Below are 17,476 nucleotides of genomic sequence, written 5' to 3'. Positions count from 1 at the left end.
GGCTGCGGTTCTGGCGCGGTCACCAGGAAGTGAGTGGGTTGGGTCCGGGGTGGCCGTCTGGTCGAGCGCCCCGCCTTCCCGAGGGCTACCAGCTCGCCCAGCGCCACGCGTCCGGGCCCGCGCCGGTCGGCCACGAATTTCCCCGGCGCGACGCCCCAGCCGCACCAATCGGTGCCGGTGGTGTGCGCGGGAAATTCGAGCCCGCCCTCAGGGCGCGTTCCCTCCCGCGTGTCGCCGTGCGAGCTGGCTTCACGCCCTCAGGCGGGTCACTCGACCAGCCGCCCACCCCTCGTGTTGGAGAGGCAGCTCCGACGCGGGGGATTCCGCATACCGCGAGACAGGAAACTCAGTTGCGAACATCCTTCCTCGATACCGTGTCCTTGATTGACTACGAGTTCGGCACCGACCGCATCCGGGCGCGCCGCACCGCTCGCGCAGCGTTGCGCCTGGCCAGGATTACTTCCCCCGAAGATCTGATGGTCGCCGAGTTCATGGCTACGGTCTTCACTGAGTACCCCTACGACACTGCGGTGCTCCGGCTGCGCAGTGCCTGGAGGCAGCGGTCACCGCAGTTCCGTGAACGGCTCGACGCGTTCATGCCCTTCGGCGATCCGCACCTGTATCGCACGGTGGTACGCACCGACGACGAACTCGCCTGCGTGCCCGACACCCTCGACACGGTCACCGTCGCACCCGCGCGGCCGTGGGATCCGCAGAAGGTGCCCGGCATCAGGACCGAGGAGCAGCGCGAACGGTTCAACGACGTGCTGACGAAGATGATCGACCTGCTCAGCTCCTACCCGTTCCCGAAAGCGCTCACGAAAATCGCTGACCTGCGTAAGCTCTGCGATTTCGAGGACCGTGACCATTTCGATGCCTGCGTGCCCGTGGTCGATCCGCACCTGTACGAGCCCGCCGACCCCGATTTGGACAGCCGAGACACCATCGCCCGCGGGATCGACGCCACCGAATGGCGTATCGAACCGGTCCGTGGCCGGTACCGGCCCAGCCGCCTCACCGCCCGGGTCACCGCCCGCATCGACGCCGACCGCAACGATCCCGAGAAGTACGCGGCGCGCCGCCGCAAAGCCGCAGAGCATCGACCGACCCGGGCAGCGGTCGAAACTCCCCTAGTCACAAACTATTTCGCGCGCCTCCTGTTCATGGACGGCGAGGCCGCCGAGTCGAAGAAGTACGACTACCTGGCGTGGCGGGCGGGGGTCTACGCTCGCGAGCCGCGTCGTATCGACCGTTCCCGCCGCCGACTGCACCGCGGCCCGACCGTGCTCGACGCCGAGGTGACACGGGCTGCGTGGGATCTTTTCTATCTCGACTACGTCGCCGCACAGTTCGATCTGGACTCGATACTCGCCGGCTACGGTCCGATCTCGGACGATGTGAGCCACGACGACGCCGAAAAGCGCACGAAGATCCGCGGCCGTGGCGACGTCCGCGACAGGTTCCTGGCGAACGGAAACGACCTGGACTACGACCAGGCTGCGGTGGCGGGATCGACGGGCTGGCCGTGTGTGTCGTGCTTGATCGAGCGGCCCGTACACATGGACTGGGTGGCACAGCATCGTATCGGCGGGCAATGGCGCAGCGACGACGGGTTGTGCCTGGACTGCCGCGCGGACGGTCACACCGGAATCCCCGCGCTGCCGACCGGGTTCGGCCCCCGCGACATGGTGATCGCCCGCTGCGCCTACTTCGTCGACTGCTACCCAGGCAGCGCCGATCACATTCTCGAACGTGTCGCGAAGGCATACAAGGGCCACCCCGCTGTGCCGTTCATCCGCGACGCGATCACCCCGGAGTTCGGACGCCCTGTCGGCATCGTCGATCTCGACGCTCCCGCCCCTAAGCCGACACGCACCCGCCAGCGCGGCCCGCTCGTCGGGGCGGGCCAGCGGATAGATCGCTGCGGTACCTGCTTCGAGTTCAAGCCGGTCCACGACGACGGACTGTGCACCAAGTGCCGGGTCCACCTCGGCATCCTCACCGTCCCCCCGCTGCGGCAGTCCGCCGTCGCCTGATTCGTTCGCGCCGCTGGCAGGGTCGGGGCCGTCCACCGCGACGCCCCGACCCTGCCCAGCCGTTCCGTCCGCCGGGGGCGTCCACCAGCGACGCCCCGGCCCTGCCCTCTCGATTCAGGAGCCACCATGGGCACCACCATCGTCGTCATCGAGCGTGTTCACCCCGAGCGTGGCGTGCGCATCCGAATCCTGCTCAACACCCGCAGTTTCGGCCGCACCGACCACGACCCAGGCATCGACTACGTCACCGCCTATGACTATCGCGATCTGAGCCAGCCCGAACACGCTACCGACGCACAGATCCTCGAGTATCAATTCGAGCTGTTCAACAACCAGATCGAGTCCGCGCACGCCCACGCCTACTCCGCGGCGGGCAATCGATCGCTGTCGGTCGGTGACGTCGTCTCGATCGAGGACCGCTACTACCAGTGCGAAGCCTCCGGCTGGACGCGGCTCGACACCACGCCACGACTCGAATCATCCACCCAGCGTTGACATCCCCCACGCGCCATCACCTTCTCGCCGAGAAGTGGCGCGTGGGCTTGTGCTGATGCTGTCCGCGATCCACAAGCCTCCACACGGTCTGTGGGTCTGCGGAGTGTGTCAGCCGCACCCTGCTGTATCCGCCATCCCCACTGATCGGAGAGCTCTCATGCCACCGGAAGCTGTCGTGCCCGATATCGAAACCGACCGCGCGATCCTCATCGCTCGTGCCCTGCTGTGGGATCCCACGCCCGATTGCATCCTCGTGGAAGCGTTCGAGGGCGCGGGTTTGTCGGACTATCTGCCCTGGCACCGATTCGCCATCGATGTCACATCACTCATCGAAGCTATTTCGACTCTCACCGAGGTCGCGGTCTGGTCCCCGCATCGGGCCCCTGATCGCGCCGCGATCCGCAGTGTAGCCAACGACCAGCTTCACGCCCACCTCAGCGAATTCCTGACCAGCATCGAACAACAGCCCCACGTAGTCCAACTGACATCAGCAGCACACCCCACCATCGATGTCCCCGCCACCATCCATCGGTGGGGAACCCTCGACGATCCCTTCCCAGCACCGGGATCGCCCGAGGTCGAGGCACATCGCCGCCGGATGGTCCGCATGCTGCTCGCCGGTGCCAACGACGACCTCTACGCCGACCTGGAAACCGTCATCGACGGAATCGGATTGGCCGAGTTCATGCCCACCACGCAGGTGGCGCTCAACCTGCCTGGGATCGGAGCAACCACCGTCTCCGTGCCCACCAGCCCAACCGGAAACCTCACCCCGCACGTGCTGCGTCAAGCCGTGCTCGACAAATACATCGCCACCGTCGATTTCGACGCCATCATCACCGGCTTCTGATCACACCCACCACCCTGCCCATCGGGGGTCTGCGCTGTCGACTTCGCGATGTTCACCGACCAGATCCCGTCGGTGCACGCCGATCTCTACTCCGCCGCGGGAAACCGGTCACTGTCGAGCGTGGACGCCGTCGCGATCGATGACCGTTTCTATCGCTTCGACAGCGTCGGCTGGACGCGGCTCGACAGCGCACTTCTCACACCCGATCTCGCTGCCCTGCGGCCGATCACGCGTGTTGCGCTGCCCCCAGTGGCGTCCGGGCTCGGTGCACCCGGCCACCGAATACCGGACCGGCGCTATCGATCTGGCGTCTTTGCGGGGCGTGCCCGTCCACCCTAACCCCGGCCTCATCGACACCGTGGACATCGAATCCGCCGTCACCCACTTCTGGCTTCCCCGCGTGAATCAACCACTGCGGGAGTGGGATCGGATTCCACTCCCGCGCTGTACACGACGAGTGCAGCAGTTCCCGCGGCCTGATCGTGTGGGCGCACTCGCGTGATCGACCGCTATCCCCATCACCCGGATCCGATATCCCCTCTCCGGTGAATGGCAGGTAGTGTGTCTCACTCGTTTTCGGCGGCGGTCATCGATTCCTTCGACGGCCCCTTCCACTTCCTCTCGAACTTCCACCCGCATCCGTTCCGGTTCCGCGGGTTCGACTGCCCCAGTTCCGAGCACGCCTTCGCCGCGGTCAAGACCACCGATCCGGACTGGATCGCGCGCATCCTCGCCGCCCCCAAGCCCGGTCAGGCGAAGAGGCTCGGACGCGAAGCCCCGTTGCGCCCGAACTGGAACCGCGACCGAGTGCTGTACATGCGCGAGATCCTGCACGCGAAGTTCACCAGCGACCCCGACCTCACCCGCCGCCTCCTCGACACCGGCGACCAGCTGCTGATCGAAGGCAACACCTGGGGCGACCGCTACTGGGGCCGCGTCCTGCGCCCGGGTCTGGCGACACCGATAGGCGCGAACTGGCTCGGCCGCAGCCTGATGAGAGTGCGCCGCGAGCTGGCCGGACACCGGTCACAGCGCTGGGTGCGCGTCGCCACCACCGGTCACCGTGAACACCTCATCGACCCCGACCTGCGCCCCTGGGTCCGCGACGAACTGGCCCGGATCGCGGTGAAACTGCGCGACGAGCACGACACCCGGATCGGGTGCAGCGGCCTGGCCACCGGAGCTGACCTGTGGTGGGCCGAGGCCGCCGACGCGGCCGGTCTGGACCTATGGGGCTATCAGCCCTTCCCCGAGCAGACCGCAGGCACAGACTGGAGCGCAGCCCAGCAGGCCCAGCACACCGAGATCTGCGAACGGCTGTCCCGTCACGTCCTGGTCGCCACCTCCGATCACGACCCCAACCGGTACTTCGATTCGCGGAACCAGTTGCTGATCGGCGACGCCGACGCGGTCGTCTGCGTTCTCGACCCGACCTGCCACCGCGGCGGGACAGTCAACGCGCTGCGCCGCTACTGCCCTGGCATGCCGGTAATCACCATCGACCTCGCCCAGCGCGCGACCCGTTTCGCCGCGTCCTACAGTCCGGCACTCGCGTAGCGGCGACACGGCCTGCTTCCTCTAGCGACCACGGTCCCCGGATCAGCTCGACACACCCACTCCGGTGACGCGGCGATCCGGGGATGACCGCGACGCGTTCACCCAGCACCCCGCATGACGCGTTGACCGTCACCGCTGTTCGACCGACACCACCCGCCCGGACGACCCACGCATCGAGGCATCCGCCCCTGACATAGCCAGTGGCCTGTAGCCCGCGCTCGCGGCTACCGGCCACCGGGTGTGCCGGACCGGTACACCACGCGCGTTCCCAACCGCGCATCCAACACAGGAAAGCAGACCAACATGACCAAAGACACCGTCAACGACCTCACCACCGACCATCAGATCCTCCTCGCGCGACTCATCGAGTCCGGGCTCTACGCCAGCGATCCGCGATTCGTCCGCGAAGTATTCACCGAGCTCGGAATCGAGGCCCACCTCCCGCCCCTCGACCGACCCGCGGTCGCGGACGGAGCCGTGCCCGAAGCCGAAGGCATCGACGTCGATGCCGTCATCGCCCAGTGGGGTGGCTACGGCATCGACTACCCGCCAGCGGGCAGTGAGGAGATCGAACAGTTCCGCCGCCGGTTGGTCACCACCGCCCTCACCCTCGGCGAAGCCCACGGTGTGTTCATGTCCAGCGCCGTGGAACATGCACTGCGCACCGTGGGGCTGAGCGCCTACCTGCCGCCCACCTCCAAGCCCGTCGTCGTCGAGCTCGGCATCGATCAGCTCACGATCGAAGCCCGGCTCACCCCCTCCGGCGAGATCGACCAGGCCGAACTGACCCGGGCGATCCTCGGACGCCTGCGCGCCGACCTCGAGAACCGCTCCCCGCTGCCCACCGTCGACGCGGTCCCGACCTCGCAGTCCTGACACCGCCGAGATCACCCGACAGGTCACCGGTCGTGCCCGCACGTCGTCTCGACATACGGGCACGACCGTCAGCTGGTTTCACCTGTCCGAGTGACGCATTCGACCACCCGCTGACACCGTCCCCCAGCCCGCAGCCCTCGACGCTCTGCGGGTTGGGGGATGTGCCAGACCGGTACACACCGCGCCCAGCGGCACATTCTGGGCGAGAACGGAGAACACACCATGATCGACACCGAGGTGAAGACCGTCAACGACGTTGAAACCGAGAAGAAGGTTTTCGTCGCCCGCATCGTTGGCTGGAGAGACTACCCCCTCTACTACCAGGCCGAGGCCTCACTCAGGGCAGCGGGACTCGGCGACTACATCCCCACCACCCGCCGCCCGTTCACCGTCGCCCTGGACGAACTGCTTACCTCGATCGCTGCGTCAACCGAGATCACCGTCGATGCCCACGACGACATACCGGACAGGTACGACGTCGCCCGCGCGATCAGATACCACGTGCAAGCGAAGGTGGACGAGTTTCTCACCGCGATCAAGAACGGCTTGGTGGTAGCGGAACCGGTCACGCGAGAATCCGTAGTCGTCGACGTCGACGCCGTCACCGCGGAGTGGGGCGGTAGCGACACCCCCTATCCGAAAGCCGGATCCGACGCCGTCGAAGCGTTCCGCCACAGCACGATCCGCGCGATACTCCAGCACGGCGAGGACAAGGGCTACTGCCCGACACTCGAAGTCGCCATCACCGAACTCGGGTTGGAGGCGTATCTGCCGCCCAAGACCAAGACCATCATCATCCCGATCCCGGGATACGGTGAGGCCACCGCCACCATCAACCTCACCCGCGCAGGCGACGTGCCGCCGAGCGAGACACACCGCATCGCCACCGCCCACATCCTCGCCGAACTCGAACAGCGCGATCAGCTCGTCGTACTCGACGCCGCGAGCTGAGCTCAGTGGCAGCAACGATCACGCCCGTGAACACCGACCCCGGCATCGTGCGTTCGACGGTGCCCTCCGTCTCCTCCGAACGACGCTGACGCCACGCACGCCGCCCGCGCGCCCGCGATGTATCCGCGCGGGCGCGCGGGCCGCTGCCCGGGGACGGCTTTTCGCGCCGTGTCTGACTTTCTGGCACCCCATCGGCGGCGAACGACCACTGCGTCGCCCGTGCCCTCCACGATTACCCTCACCTCTTCTCGTCTTCTGTTCATCGACTTCCCCCCGCACCTCCCACTCTCTCCCCTCCCGCCCCACCTCCCCTCATTTCCCCCGCTTCCACGTGCAGACCTCTTGCATCTGGGATAACGCACCGGTAACGAGCGAATGCTGCTGGTTTGCCTATATGCGGCTTGCATCACCAAAGTGGCTGGCGGACAACATGTTCAGCGTCGTGTCATGGAGTGGTGACGGCGACCCTGCACAAGGTCACCGCAGGCGATGGCTACAAGTACTACACCCGGCAGGTCGCAGCGCACGACGCCTCCGAACGGGGCCGCTCCGCGCTGGCCGACTACTACTCCGCACGCGGTGAGACACCAGGAACATGGCTCGGTTCAGGGCTGCCTGGACTGACGATCACCTACCGCGACCGGAAATCCGAGCGAGATCAGCACTCCGATCCCCCAGAGGTCGATGGCGAGATCAAGGTCGATCCAGCCCCGCAAGTTGATCAGGACCGAGAGACTATCCGAGTCCGGGAGGTCGATGCCTCGCGTGTGAACGTCGGCGACATCGTCACCGAGGAACAGATGCACGCGTTGTTCGGGTTGGGTATCCATCCGCAGGCAGCGGCGATCACCGGCGAGATCGTTGCCCTGGAAATCGCGGCCGGTGCCTCACGAGAGGTGGCCGAGCGCGCCGCCGAGAAGGCAAGCCGCCTCGGTCGCCCGTACCGGATCTACAACGGTGAGACCGCGTTTCGCCAACAATGCGCACGGGCTTTCGCCGAGTACAACACCGACCGGGGTCTGGCTGCCAGCGACCCTGTTCCCGACGAGGTTCGCGCACGCATCCGCACCGCGGTCGCGTTGGGCATGTTCCGATACGAACTGGGGCGCGACCCGCTCAACGAACGCGAGTTATCGGGGTGGGTGGCCCGCAACAGTCGAAACCAGACAACCGCGGTCGCAGCCTTTGGCTGGTGCTTTTCGGGTCCAAAGAGTGTGTCGGTCGTGCGTGCGCTGGCGCCGCTGCCGATTGCGGAACTGCTCGCCGAAGCCGACCGCAGGGCGGTCCGAGATGCCGTGGACTACATCGAAACTCACGCTACTTATACCCGGGTCGGGCGCAACGGTGTCCGCCAAGTCGATGTCGAGGGGATGATCGCGGTCCAATTCGAGCATCGGGACTCGAGAAGCGGTGACCCGGATTTCCATACCCACATCGTCGTCGCCAACCGAGTCCGCGCAGCTGACGGGCAGTGGCGCACCTTGGACGGGTCGATGTTCTATCGGGTCGCGGTCACGGCGAGCGAGATCTACAACACCCGTCTCGAGCATCATGTGGAAGACCTGCTCGGGTGGCATTTCGCGGAGCGGCCTGGCACCGATCCGAGCAAGCGCCCGATCCGGGAGCTCATCGGTGTCGATCTCGCGTTGATCGATTACTTCTCCCAACGCGACGCCGCGATCACCGCGCGGCTGGGCGCGCTGAGTGTCGAGTTCCAGCGACAGTTGGGGCGCGATCCCACCACGCGGGAAATGTATGGGCTGATGCAGCGGGCGACCCTGGAGACTCGCCCGCGCAAACACGCGCCGCGTTCACTGGCCGAGCAGCGCGGCATGTGGTTCGAGCAGGCCGTAGAGGCTCTGGGCAGTCGCGACGCGGTCATGGCGATGCTGGCGCTGGTCATGAAGCCGGTGCGCCCGATGCGACCACGCATCGACCTGAGTTGGATCGCCCGGTGCGCGGATCAGGTGATCGCCACGATTTCTGCTGAACGTTCGGTTTGGCAGCGCACCCACGTGCGCAGCGAGGCCGAACGCGTCATTCGCGGTCTTGTGCATCCCAACCAGTGGGCGTGGGTTGTCGAGGCGGTCGCGGCGGAGGCGTTGGCCCCGACCCGGTCGGTGGCGCGCGGTGACCCCGACCGCCGCGCCGAACCCGCACTGCGCACGCCCCCAGAATTGTTTCGCCGTGCCGACGGCGCCAGCGCGTTCACCACCGCGGACAGCCAGCTCTACACCTCTCCGGAGACCATCGCCACTGAGGCGCAGCTGATCTCGATGATCGCCGCATCCCGAGGACGCACCGTGCCGGCTCCGGTCGTGGATGCCGCGATCACCGCCTACAACACCCACCCCGACAACCGTGACCGCCAACTCAACGAAGGACAAGAAGCAGTCATCCGGGCGTTCGCGACCTCCGGGCTCGGTATCCAGATCACTGACGCCCCCGCCGGAACCGGCAAAACCACCGCCATGATGGTGCTGGCCGATGCGTGGCTGTCCTCCGGCGGCACCGTGTGCGGGCTGGCACCGACCGCGAAAGCCGCCGGTGAGTTGGGCGAGGAGATCTCTGCCCCAGTCAATACCGTCGACAAACTCCTCGATGTGCTCGACCGGCACACACCCACCGCGGAGTCGGTGATGTTCGACTCCGACGCACCGCCACCGTCGTTGCCGCAGTGGATCCTCGATATCGACGACACCACCCTGGTGATCATCGACGAGCACGTCCAGATCCCGGACCTGTCGCGGCTGCGGGTGCTGATTTTCCTGCTCGAACGCGGCGCCACCGTGCGCCTGCTCGGCGACCGATGGCAGCTGCAGTCGATCGATGCCGGTGGCGCAGCCCGCGACATGATCCACGCCGCCGGTACCGACGCGTTGACCCTCACCCACGTCGTGCGCTTCACCGACCAGGCCGAAGCTGCGGCGAGCCTGGCCATCCGCGAAGGAGACCCGGCCGGGCTGGGCTATTACCTCGACCGCGACCGCATCCACATCGGCAGTCCCGCCTCGGTGGTCGACAAGGCCTTCCACGCATGGCTCGCCGACTACACCGACGGACGCGACACCATCATGCTCGCCGCGACCCACTCCGTGGTCGATGAACTCAACACCCTCGCCCGCGAGTACCGCCTCACCGACGTCGAGGATCCCGGCCCCCAGGTCGAACTCGGCGACGGCCAGCACGCCTCGGCCGGTGACACGATCCGCACCACCCTCAACAACCGGCGACTGTCCGTCGGCACCAACGACTTCGTCCGTAACGGCTACCAGTGGACAGTCACCGCCGTGCACGCCGACGGCTCGATCACTGCGCTGCGCCAGCTTCCGCGCCGACGACACGGTGCGGCCGTGCATCTGCCCGCCGACTACGTCGCCGAGCACACTCGCCTGGGTTATGCGGCGACGATCGGCTCCGTGCAGGGAGTCACCGTCGGCACCTCCCACACTGTGGTGACCGGTCATGAAAGCCGCTACCAGCTCTACGTCGCCATCACACGCGGCTGGCTCGCCAACCACCTGTATGTGACCACCGCTCTCGACGGTGCGCCGGAGGAATCGTTTTGGACCGAGCACGCGGTGCTACCCCGAACAGCCACCGACATCCTCATCGCCGTCCTCGGCCGCGACCGCACCGCCGCTTCCGCTCACACCGAACTCCGCAACGCCCTCGACCCCCTGATGCGGATCGGGCGCGCCGTCGATGTCTACCTCGAAGCCGTCGCCGTCGCCACCGAACACGCTCTCGGCACCGACGCCATGGCAGCGCTGGACGTCGACGCCGAAACCCTGCTCCCGACACTGACTTCCGGCGCCGGATGGCCAGTACTGCGCCAGCACCTGGCCACCCTCGCCCTGTCCGGACGCGACCCGATCACCGCGCTGCGCGAGGCCATCGCCGGGCGTGAGCTCGCCACCGCCGACAACATCGCCGCGGTCCTGGACTGGCGGCTCGACACCACCGGTGAACACTCAACACCCCCAGGATCGCTACCGTGGCTGCCCGGCATCCCCACGGGGCTGGCCGAGCATCCAGAATTCGGCGACTATCTCGCCGCGCTCGCACGCATCGTCGCCGACCTCGCCCGACAACTGCGCGACACCGCCCACAGCGTCACCGTGTCCACCGCGCCGGTGTGGGCGCGACCTCTGGTCGGCGCCGATCCCGAACTACTCGCCGACCTGGCGGTGTGGCGCGCGGCCACCCACGTCGCCACCGGGGACCTGCGCCCGGCCGGGCCGGCCCGGCACACCACCGCCGAACGCCGCTACCACCACCACCTCGCCCTGCGCGCTCGGGAAGCCATCGGTGATACCAACCTCGCCGCCACCCACTGGGCCGCCGCGGTCAAACAACTCGACGACCGCATCACCGATGACCCGTTCTGGCCAATCCTGGCCGAACGCCTCGACACCGCCCACCGTGCCGGCATCGACGTCACCACCCTGCTCACCGACGCCGCCGCGCACCGCCCACTCCCCGACGACATGCCCGCCGCCGCCCTCTGGTCCCGCCTGGACCTCGAACCCGGCGCCCTCACCACCACCGCAGGCCCCGAGGGCGGACTGCGACCGTCGTGGACGCCGGACCTGGCCATCGTGCTCGGCGAACACACCGCCGCCCGCATCATCGCCGACCCCGCCTGGTCCACCGTCATCGCCGCCGTCGAACACGCACTCACCACCACCCTCCCGCTCAGCGCCGACGACCAGAACACCCCACGGCGACCGTGGACCGCACTCGAACTCCTCACCCTCGCAGGCGAACTCCTGCTCGACGGCCGCCGATCTGACCGCGACCGCCCACGCCCCCACCAGCTCGCCACCGCTCTGGCCTGGCGCATCGACGCCATCGCCCACCACCTACCCACCCAGTCCGCTCCCACCGATGTCGAACCACCCCCCGATCCCGCGTTCGAGCCCGAGGAAAGCCCGATCCCCGACGACGTCGCCGAACTCCTCACCACCCCACCGGAGCACACCATGGCTGACCACACCGACGACGCTTCGGAACCCGACACCGCACCCGCCGACAACGGCCACGATTTAGCCGTCGCCGCGCTCGCCGACCAGATCCGTGCCGTATACGCACGATTCGCTGCCGGTGACACAGACCAGGCATACGCACTGCTGGCGCAACTGCCGCTCACCGATACCCACCGCTCCACCATCCGGCGCGTCGCGGCGACTCTGCGGGCCTACGCATTTCCGGTCGCCAAGGCCCGCCTCATCCACGACGCGACGCTCAACCCCCGCCTCGCACCGGTGATCCGAGCCTGCATCCCAGATACCGACCCCGGCCTGTTCCGGCGTGAACAAACTCCCCGATGGGAACCGCCGCGCGATAACCGTCAGCGGGTCGATCTCTCCGAGATCCGCACCCCCGCCCAACAACAGCAGCGCGGGCGCGTCGCCGCCGACCGTCAGAACCAGCTGCACGGTTCCAGCACCGACGACGCACTCCACCCCGGTGAAGACCAGCTACACCGCATCAGCCTTGGCGACGTCATCGACCCTCTTGGAGACGAACGCACCTACCGCGATCCCGAATATGGAAGCGGTGAAGGCCCCGCCTTCCCCCCCGCAAAACTCATGAACCTTCCATGCGTCAGTTGTGAACTCGATCTGCCGGTCCGCGACCGGCCCTCCTTCGATCCCCGTGCCCGACGCCTCGATCACCCCGACGGACTGTGCTCGGACTGCCGCGACGAAGGCCAGCCCGGAATACCGCCCCACGACCCCGCCCACTACATCGAATACCGATGCGCCTTCATCGCCGCGACCCGAGCCCCCGCCGAAGCACTCGCGTTCCTGCGACGCGACTGGCGCCGCGCACCACTCAGCGTTCAGGTTGTCATCGCGCAATGGGTCGAAGACCACAACCTCGCCGACATCAAGACCGCCGACACTGCCCCCGCCGCCGACCCGGCAACCGTCACCGCGCCGACGCCACATCAACTCAGCGATGCCGAACTAGCCCAGCACATCACAGAACTAACCCAGCACCTGGCTCTGGCCGGTGAACTCGATGCCGCTGCCTCGTCATCGCCGCCAACGGCCCAACGGCAGCGCAACGACGATATCGCCGCGGCCGACGCCATCACCCGCGCCCGCGACGCCACCGCCGAAGTCCAAGCCATTCGGAACCAAGTCGGTGACGTGTCACGAAAGATGGCCGCTGCGCGGGCCGCCCGAGCCAGCGCCTCGCGCAACGAGCGTGCGCAACTCGACGCCACACTGGCGACACTCACAACCGACAAACAGACGTTGGTCACCCAACTCGAACGTGCTCGCCGAGACGAACACGACGCCCGCCGCGACGCCGAACTGCTCGCCGGACCCAAGCACGAATGGGACGCAATCCTCGCCAGACCCCGCGCCCGCCGCGACAGCACCACCCCCCAGCATCACTCCCCCACAACCCACCCCGAGACCGACCTCACCAGCCTGACAGAACAACTCACAGCCCTAGCCGCTGAGCAATACCAACGCCGCCACCGCGACGCCGAACAACCCCAACCCGAATCTCCCCCTCGAGCACCCAGCCCCGATCCGGCCACCTCCGTGGACCCTTCAGCCGAGCAACCACCCGATCCCACAGACGAGCACGGAGTAGACCTCTAGCCACCTCGCCAACCCCATCGGCAGCCAAGCCAAGCACCAAACCGCCTGCCCCGCAGTACAAACCGGAACGTCCGGAATACGCCGGGAATACACATCATTCGTATACGAGCCTGCCAGTAACCCTCGAACCCCAGCGCGAAACCCCGTCTGGGCGTGGTGCCAGAGGCCAGGGCCCTTGCAGATGACCGTTGCGAAGCGGCGCCGGGACTGCCAGCCCCGGACTTGAAGCTGGTCGAGCCCGGTCAGTATCTTGGCGGTCTGGAAGTGTCTCGGCGCGGATCCCAAGCAAGGTGGATGATCAGGACACCGAGGAAGCCAATGACCCCGACGCCCATCCAAATCATTGCGGGGGTGGTCTTCCCCTGGAAAAGCAGGGCTATACCTGTAATCCAGCCTGTCGCCGACGCGGCAAGTGCTGAGAGCTTCGGAAATTTGCGAATTACGGTGAGGATCACCAGTAAGGAGAAGATTGCGAGCAGTAGCGCTTGCTCGTACCGTTCGCGATTCCTCGCGTTCCGCGTCCGCGCCATCATGGCCTGGGCTGGCTTGTTTCGCGGTGTGAGCCCGTTGTTTTGGTCGATGGTGAAGAGTGCGACTTCGACTTCGTTGGCATACGCGACTGCTTGGGTTGTGTACCCGGTGGCTGAGAAGAACAGCATTTCGAGGTGATGTCTGCGCCCGCGTGCACCGTAGATCTTCTGTATATCGGGGCGGCCAGTAGGGGTGGTGTGCCATTTGACTTGAGCGAGGGCACGGGAACTGGTCACATCGATTCCGCCATCGGCTCCGCGGGGTGTGACCTTGGCATCGGGGAATCCGAGGGCGCGCATGTGCTGGGCCGCAGCGTTCTCAGCCGCTTCGAACGACGGGATGCTCAGCACCCGCACCTCCCCTCCGCCATATGCGACTGCTCGCTCGGATCACTGGTGGTTCGGCACCTGGGACCACGAGTCGTTCCATCTTGCCCCGGCATGGACCGATGTACCAGCGCTGCAACCGAGTTGCTGTGATCGTGACGCGGGCGGGAGATGCTGGAATCCACCACCGGGTGGGATCGGTTGCTGCGCCGCCGACGAAACGGGTACCGAGAGCACCCCGCCGTTCGGCACGCAGTGACGACAACGACCGGCTCGACCCGCCATACCGGGGTCGTCAGTCAGGACATCGTCGGGTTCCCGCTGCCGGGGGCCACCCGCGAGGAGAGCTGTCTCGCTCCTCGTCGGTGAGCTGGGCGAAGAACAATGCCTGGCCGTTGATCGCGGGTCGAATCAGCTCTGCCCGCATTCGATTTCACGGCGCGACGTATTCCTGCATCGACCTTTGCCGCCGTCAGCTACGACGAAGTCGCGGATTCAGAGCGCGGAAGTCGGGGCCGAATCCCAGGTCTTCGACAGGGGTGTCGGTGCCCGGCAGGCCGAACCAAGCCTGGGGAACTTCGGCGTAGGGCAGGCCGGTCATCTCGACATGGACATCAGGTGTGCAACGGTGCAGTGGTCCGTTCGCGGCGTCGAGGACGTATTGCATCTCAGGGTCGATGTGGGAGATGAACAGACTGCTCATCGCGAGACCGTCCTTGCTGACCCGGGACGCCTCGAACACAGCGTGCAGTGCGGCGAAGCGTAGGGACACCCCGCGGTGGCGCCACCATTGACGGCACCAGGTGTAGGTCTGCTCACGGTTCTTACCGACCAGACGCACCGAGGTCACCGGCAGCAACCATTGTTCGACGAAATCGATGAAGGTGCCGAACCGCAACGGCGGTGTTTTCTCCTGCTCTCCCTCGGGTTCGGCGGGCCGGGCTTTGGAGCGGGAGCTCAGTTCAGGGCCGAACCACCCGAGAGGCACCGGGTCGAACGGCAAAGAGGCCAGCGCGACATGGTGGGCGCGAGTGCAAGCGTGCAGGGGTCCGTTGACGGCGTCGAGAATTCGCCGGAAATGAGCGTCGACGTGATTGAGCAGATATAGATTCACCGCACCGCCGTCCTTACGGACGCGCGCAGCTTCGAATCCCCGGTGTAGGTGCGCGATCCGCACCGCGACCGCACGGTGGCTCCACCATTGCGTGCACCAGGTATTGGTGCCTTCGCGGCGGTTCTCGGCCAACCGCACGCTCACGACGGGCAGGAGCCATTTCTCGGCGAAGGTGACGAAGTCGGCGAACTTCGGTGGTGGAGCCGGAGTTGGCGAGGACGGTGAAGCTGGCGCGTTCATAGCTGAAATCCTTTGCCCACCAATATCTCTGGAGGTTGATCGTCGTCATCGAATTCGGCAAGAGATTCTCGGATCTGGTCGGCATACTCGGTGTCGGGCCATGCCACCTTGCGCACGAGGATCGGTTTATGGCCGGGGAGCCGGACCAGTGCCCGGGATTTGGGTAGTGCCGCGAGGTCTGCGACGCTCAGGATCGCTTCGGCGCGCCAGTTCACGGTGCGGTTACGTCCGCCCGCACCGATGCTGTAGGAGTGGTCGGCGACATCGTGTTCGTCGGCGATCCGGGACCACTGCTGGAGGAATTCGATCTCACCGATACCGCCGCCGTAGACCTCTATCGCCTGGGCGCGAATAGTTTTCAGACCATTGGCACCCCAGAGATCCTCGCCCTGTTCCAACACTTGCACGAGGGTCATCAAGATCACGCCGTGACCGCCGGCGTAAGTGTAGTAGTTGGGCAGACTCGCGATCGGGCAGGTATTCGCGGCCTCGTCGAGCACCGCCAGCAACGGCACCTTCAATCGCCCATCCGGACGTGCCCGCGCCGCCGCGAGGGAGGCTTCCAGCAGTTGCCCGACCAACGCAGCGGTGAGCGGGGCCGCCGAGTCCGGTCCTTCCATACTCAACGCGTAGAGGGTGTCATTGGAGGCGACGAACGCGCGGGGATCGAACTCGTGCAGATGATGCATCACCTTGTCCTGCACGGTGACGGTGACGACCACCTCGTCAGCAGATTCGTGGGCGCTGATAGTGCGCCGTCGTGGTGGGATGACCATCGAGGCGTACACCTCATCGGAGAGCACATTCAAAAATCGGCGCGCCATGTCGTAGAGGCCGTCACGCTGGCGTGCGTAGAGGGCTTGGTATTCGGTGATGCGTTGGGCCGCACGATGTTTGCCAGCCTTGCGCAGGACCAACGCCGGGGTCTGGTCCTGGTCGGAGCCCAACCAGTCCGCGACATGCAACAGGTCCCCACCGGCACAAGCAGCAGCCAGCATGTAGGTCGCCAGCAGATCTTGCGCGCCGCCATCGAAATACGAATCCACCCGCGCGTCCTTCTCTTTCGACGCCGAGACGAAGAACGAAGCCAGCTTCCGCGCCGCCGACAAAGTCTCGACATAACGCAACAGGTTGACCCAGAACCCGATTTCCACCGTGCCGGTCACTCCTTGAGGGTCCGACAACCACACCCGCCCACGCGATCGCCGCCCCCCACAGGTGTGCCGGTACAGGTCGGGGCGATTCGAGGTCGCCACCACCGGCCCCCACCCGGCCAGTACCGCGGGGATGGCCCAGGCCATAGTCTTGCCCGTACGGGTACCGGCTTCGACAAACACTCCAAGTTCAGCAGGCACGTGTAGGGCGAGGTTGCCGGCGACGGTGTAGCCGAGCAGCGGGCCTTTCATCTGCTGGATCTCGGGGGCGGCGTCCTTGAGCAGTCGAGGCGCCTGGGCGGCGTTGTCGGCCACGCGCGCCACCCGCAACTCGCGAGGGCGTTGCATGGTGCGGGCGGCCGAATCCACCGACGGCCTGCCGCCACGACGCCGCCATCGCATCCACACCCCGACAACACCGGCGATCTCGAGGACCGCTATCGGTGTGGACTGCCACGGCCAAGCCCGGCTGCCGAACACCACTTCCAGCAGCGCCGCCGTGGGATTCCAGTTCACCGGCTGCCCGGCAGCTATGGTGCCCAGACTCAGCGCTGCCCACGCGCCCAACCCGACTCCGATCACCGCCAATCCCACGAGCAGCCGCGCCAACTCCGGACCCATGCCCGAGGTGCTGCGCCGCCGCGACTCACGCGCCGGGCTCACCGGATATCGCCTTCCGTCTTCGGTACCTCGCCTACCGACGCACAAGTGAGCTTTTCG

The 17,476-nt window shown here is 66.5% G+C and carries 10 protein-coding genes; 7 read left to right on the top strand and 3 right to left on the bottom strand.

What is annotated here, in order from left to right; all coding sequences use genetic code 11:
• The first annotated feature begins 374 nt into the window (after window positions 1–374).
• From AB0H61_RS26540 to mobF, 7 genes are all read left to right on the top strand, one after another.
• The gene (locus AB0H61_RS26540; RefSeq protein WP_357309542.1) at window positions 375–2,036 is read left to right on the top strand and encodes a hypothetical protein; all 1,662 of its coding nucleotides are present in this window, start codon (window positions 375–377) and stop codon (window positions 2,034–2,036) included.
• 126 nt (window positions 2,037–2,162) lie between these two features.
• Complete coding sequence (locus tag AB0H61_RS26535) at window positions 2,163–2,531, top strand: hypothetical protein (protein ID WP_357309540.1); 369 nt, start codon at window positions 2,163–2,165, stop codon at window positions 2,529–2,531.
• Between the two features lie 157 nt (window positions 2,532–2,688).
• Window positions 2,689–3,381: a hypothetical protein gene (locus AB0H61_RS26530; protein ID WP_357309537.1), complete on the top strand. Its 693-nt coding sequence runs from the start codon at window positions 2,689–2,691 to the stop codon at window positions 3,379–3,381.
• Window positions 3,382–3,942: 561 nt separating this feature from the next.
• Entirely contained in the window at window positions 3,943–4,938 is a 996-nt protein-coding gene (locus tag AB0H61_RS26525; protein WP_357309535.1) for an NADAR family protein, read from the top strand.
• 303 nt (window positions 4,939–5,241) lie between these two features.
• Complete coding sequence (locus AB0H61_RS26520) at window positions 5,242–5,814, top strand: hypothetical protein (protein ID WP_357309532.1); 573 nt, start codon at window positions 5,242–5,244, stop codon at window positions 5,812–5,814.
• 222 nt (window positions 5,815–6,036) lie between these two features.
• Window positions 6,037–6,765: a hypothetical protein gene (locus AB0H61_RS26515; RefSeq protein ID WP_357309529.1), complete on the top strand. Its 729-nt coding sequence runs from the start codon at window positions 6,037–6,039 to the stop codon at window positions 6,763–6,765.
• Window positions 6,766–7,220: 455 nt separating this feature from the next.
• A complete protein-coding gene (mobF, locus tag AB0H61_RS26510) occupies window positions 7,221–13,391 on the top strand; it encodes a MobF family relaxase (RefSeq protein WP_357309526.1) in 6,171 nt (2,056 codons plus the stop codon).
• A 242-nt stretch (window positions 13,392–13,633) separates the two neighbouring features.
• On the opposite strand, the gene AB0H61_RS26505 is transcribed toward mobF, so the two are convergent.
• From AB0H61_RS26505 to AB0H61_RS26495, 3 genes are all read right to left on the bottom strand, one after another.
• Window positions 13,634–14,272, bottom strand: a complete 639-nt coding sequence (locus AB0H61_RS26505) for a restriction endonuclease (RefSeq protein WP_357309524.1) — start codon at window positions 14,270–14,272, stop codon at window positions 13,634–13,636.
• Window positions 14,273–14,720: 448 nt separating this feature from the next.
• Complete coding sequence (locus AB0H61_RS26500) at window positions 14,721–15,602, bottom strand: DUF4913 domain-containing protein (RefSeq protein WP_357309521.1); 882 nt, start codon at window positions 15,600–15,602, stop codon at window positions 14,721–14,723.
• Window positions 15,599–17,419 (bottom strand): TraM recognition domain-containing protein, encoded by a 1,821-nt coding sequence (locus tag AB0H61_RS26495; RefSeq protein WP_357309518.1) that lies wholly within the window; start codon window positions 17,417–17,419, stop codon window positions 15,599–15,601. Before AB0H61_RS26495 ends, AB0H61_RS26500 begins: the two co-directional genes overlap by 4 nt.
• Window positions 17,420–17,476: the final 57 nt, after the last annotated feature.

It is taken from the genome of Nocardia sp. NPDC050710, from assembly GCF_040654375.1.
In the GTDB taxonomy this organism is placed as follows: domain Bacteria; phylum Actinomycetota; class Actinomycetes; order Mycobacteriales; family Mycobacteriaceae; genus Nocardia.
The sequence above is the reverse complement of the archived record's forward strand: the minus strand, read 5'-3'. Positions and strand labels throughout refer to the sequence as shown.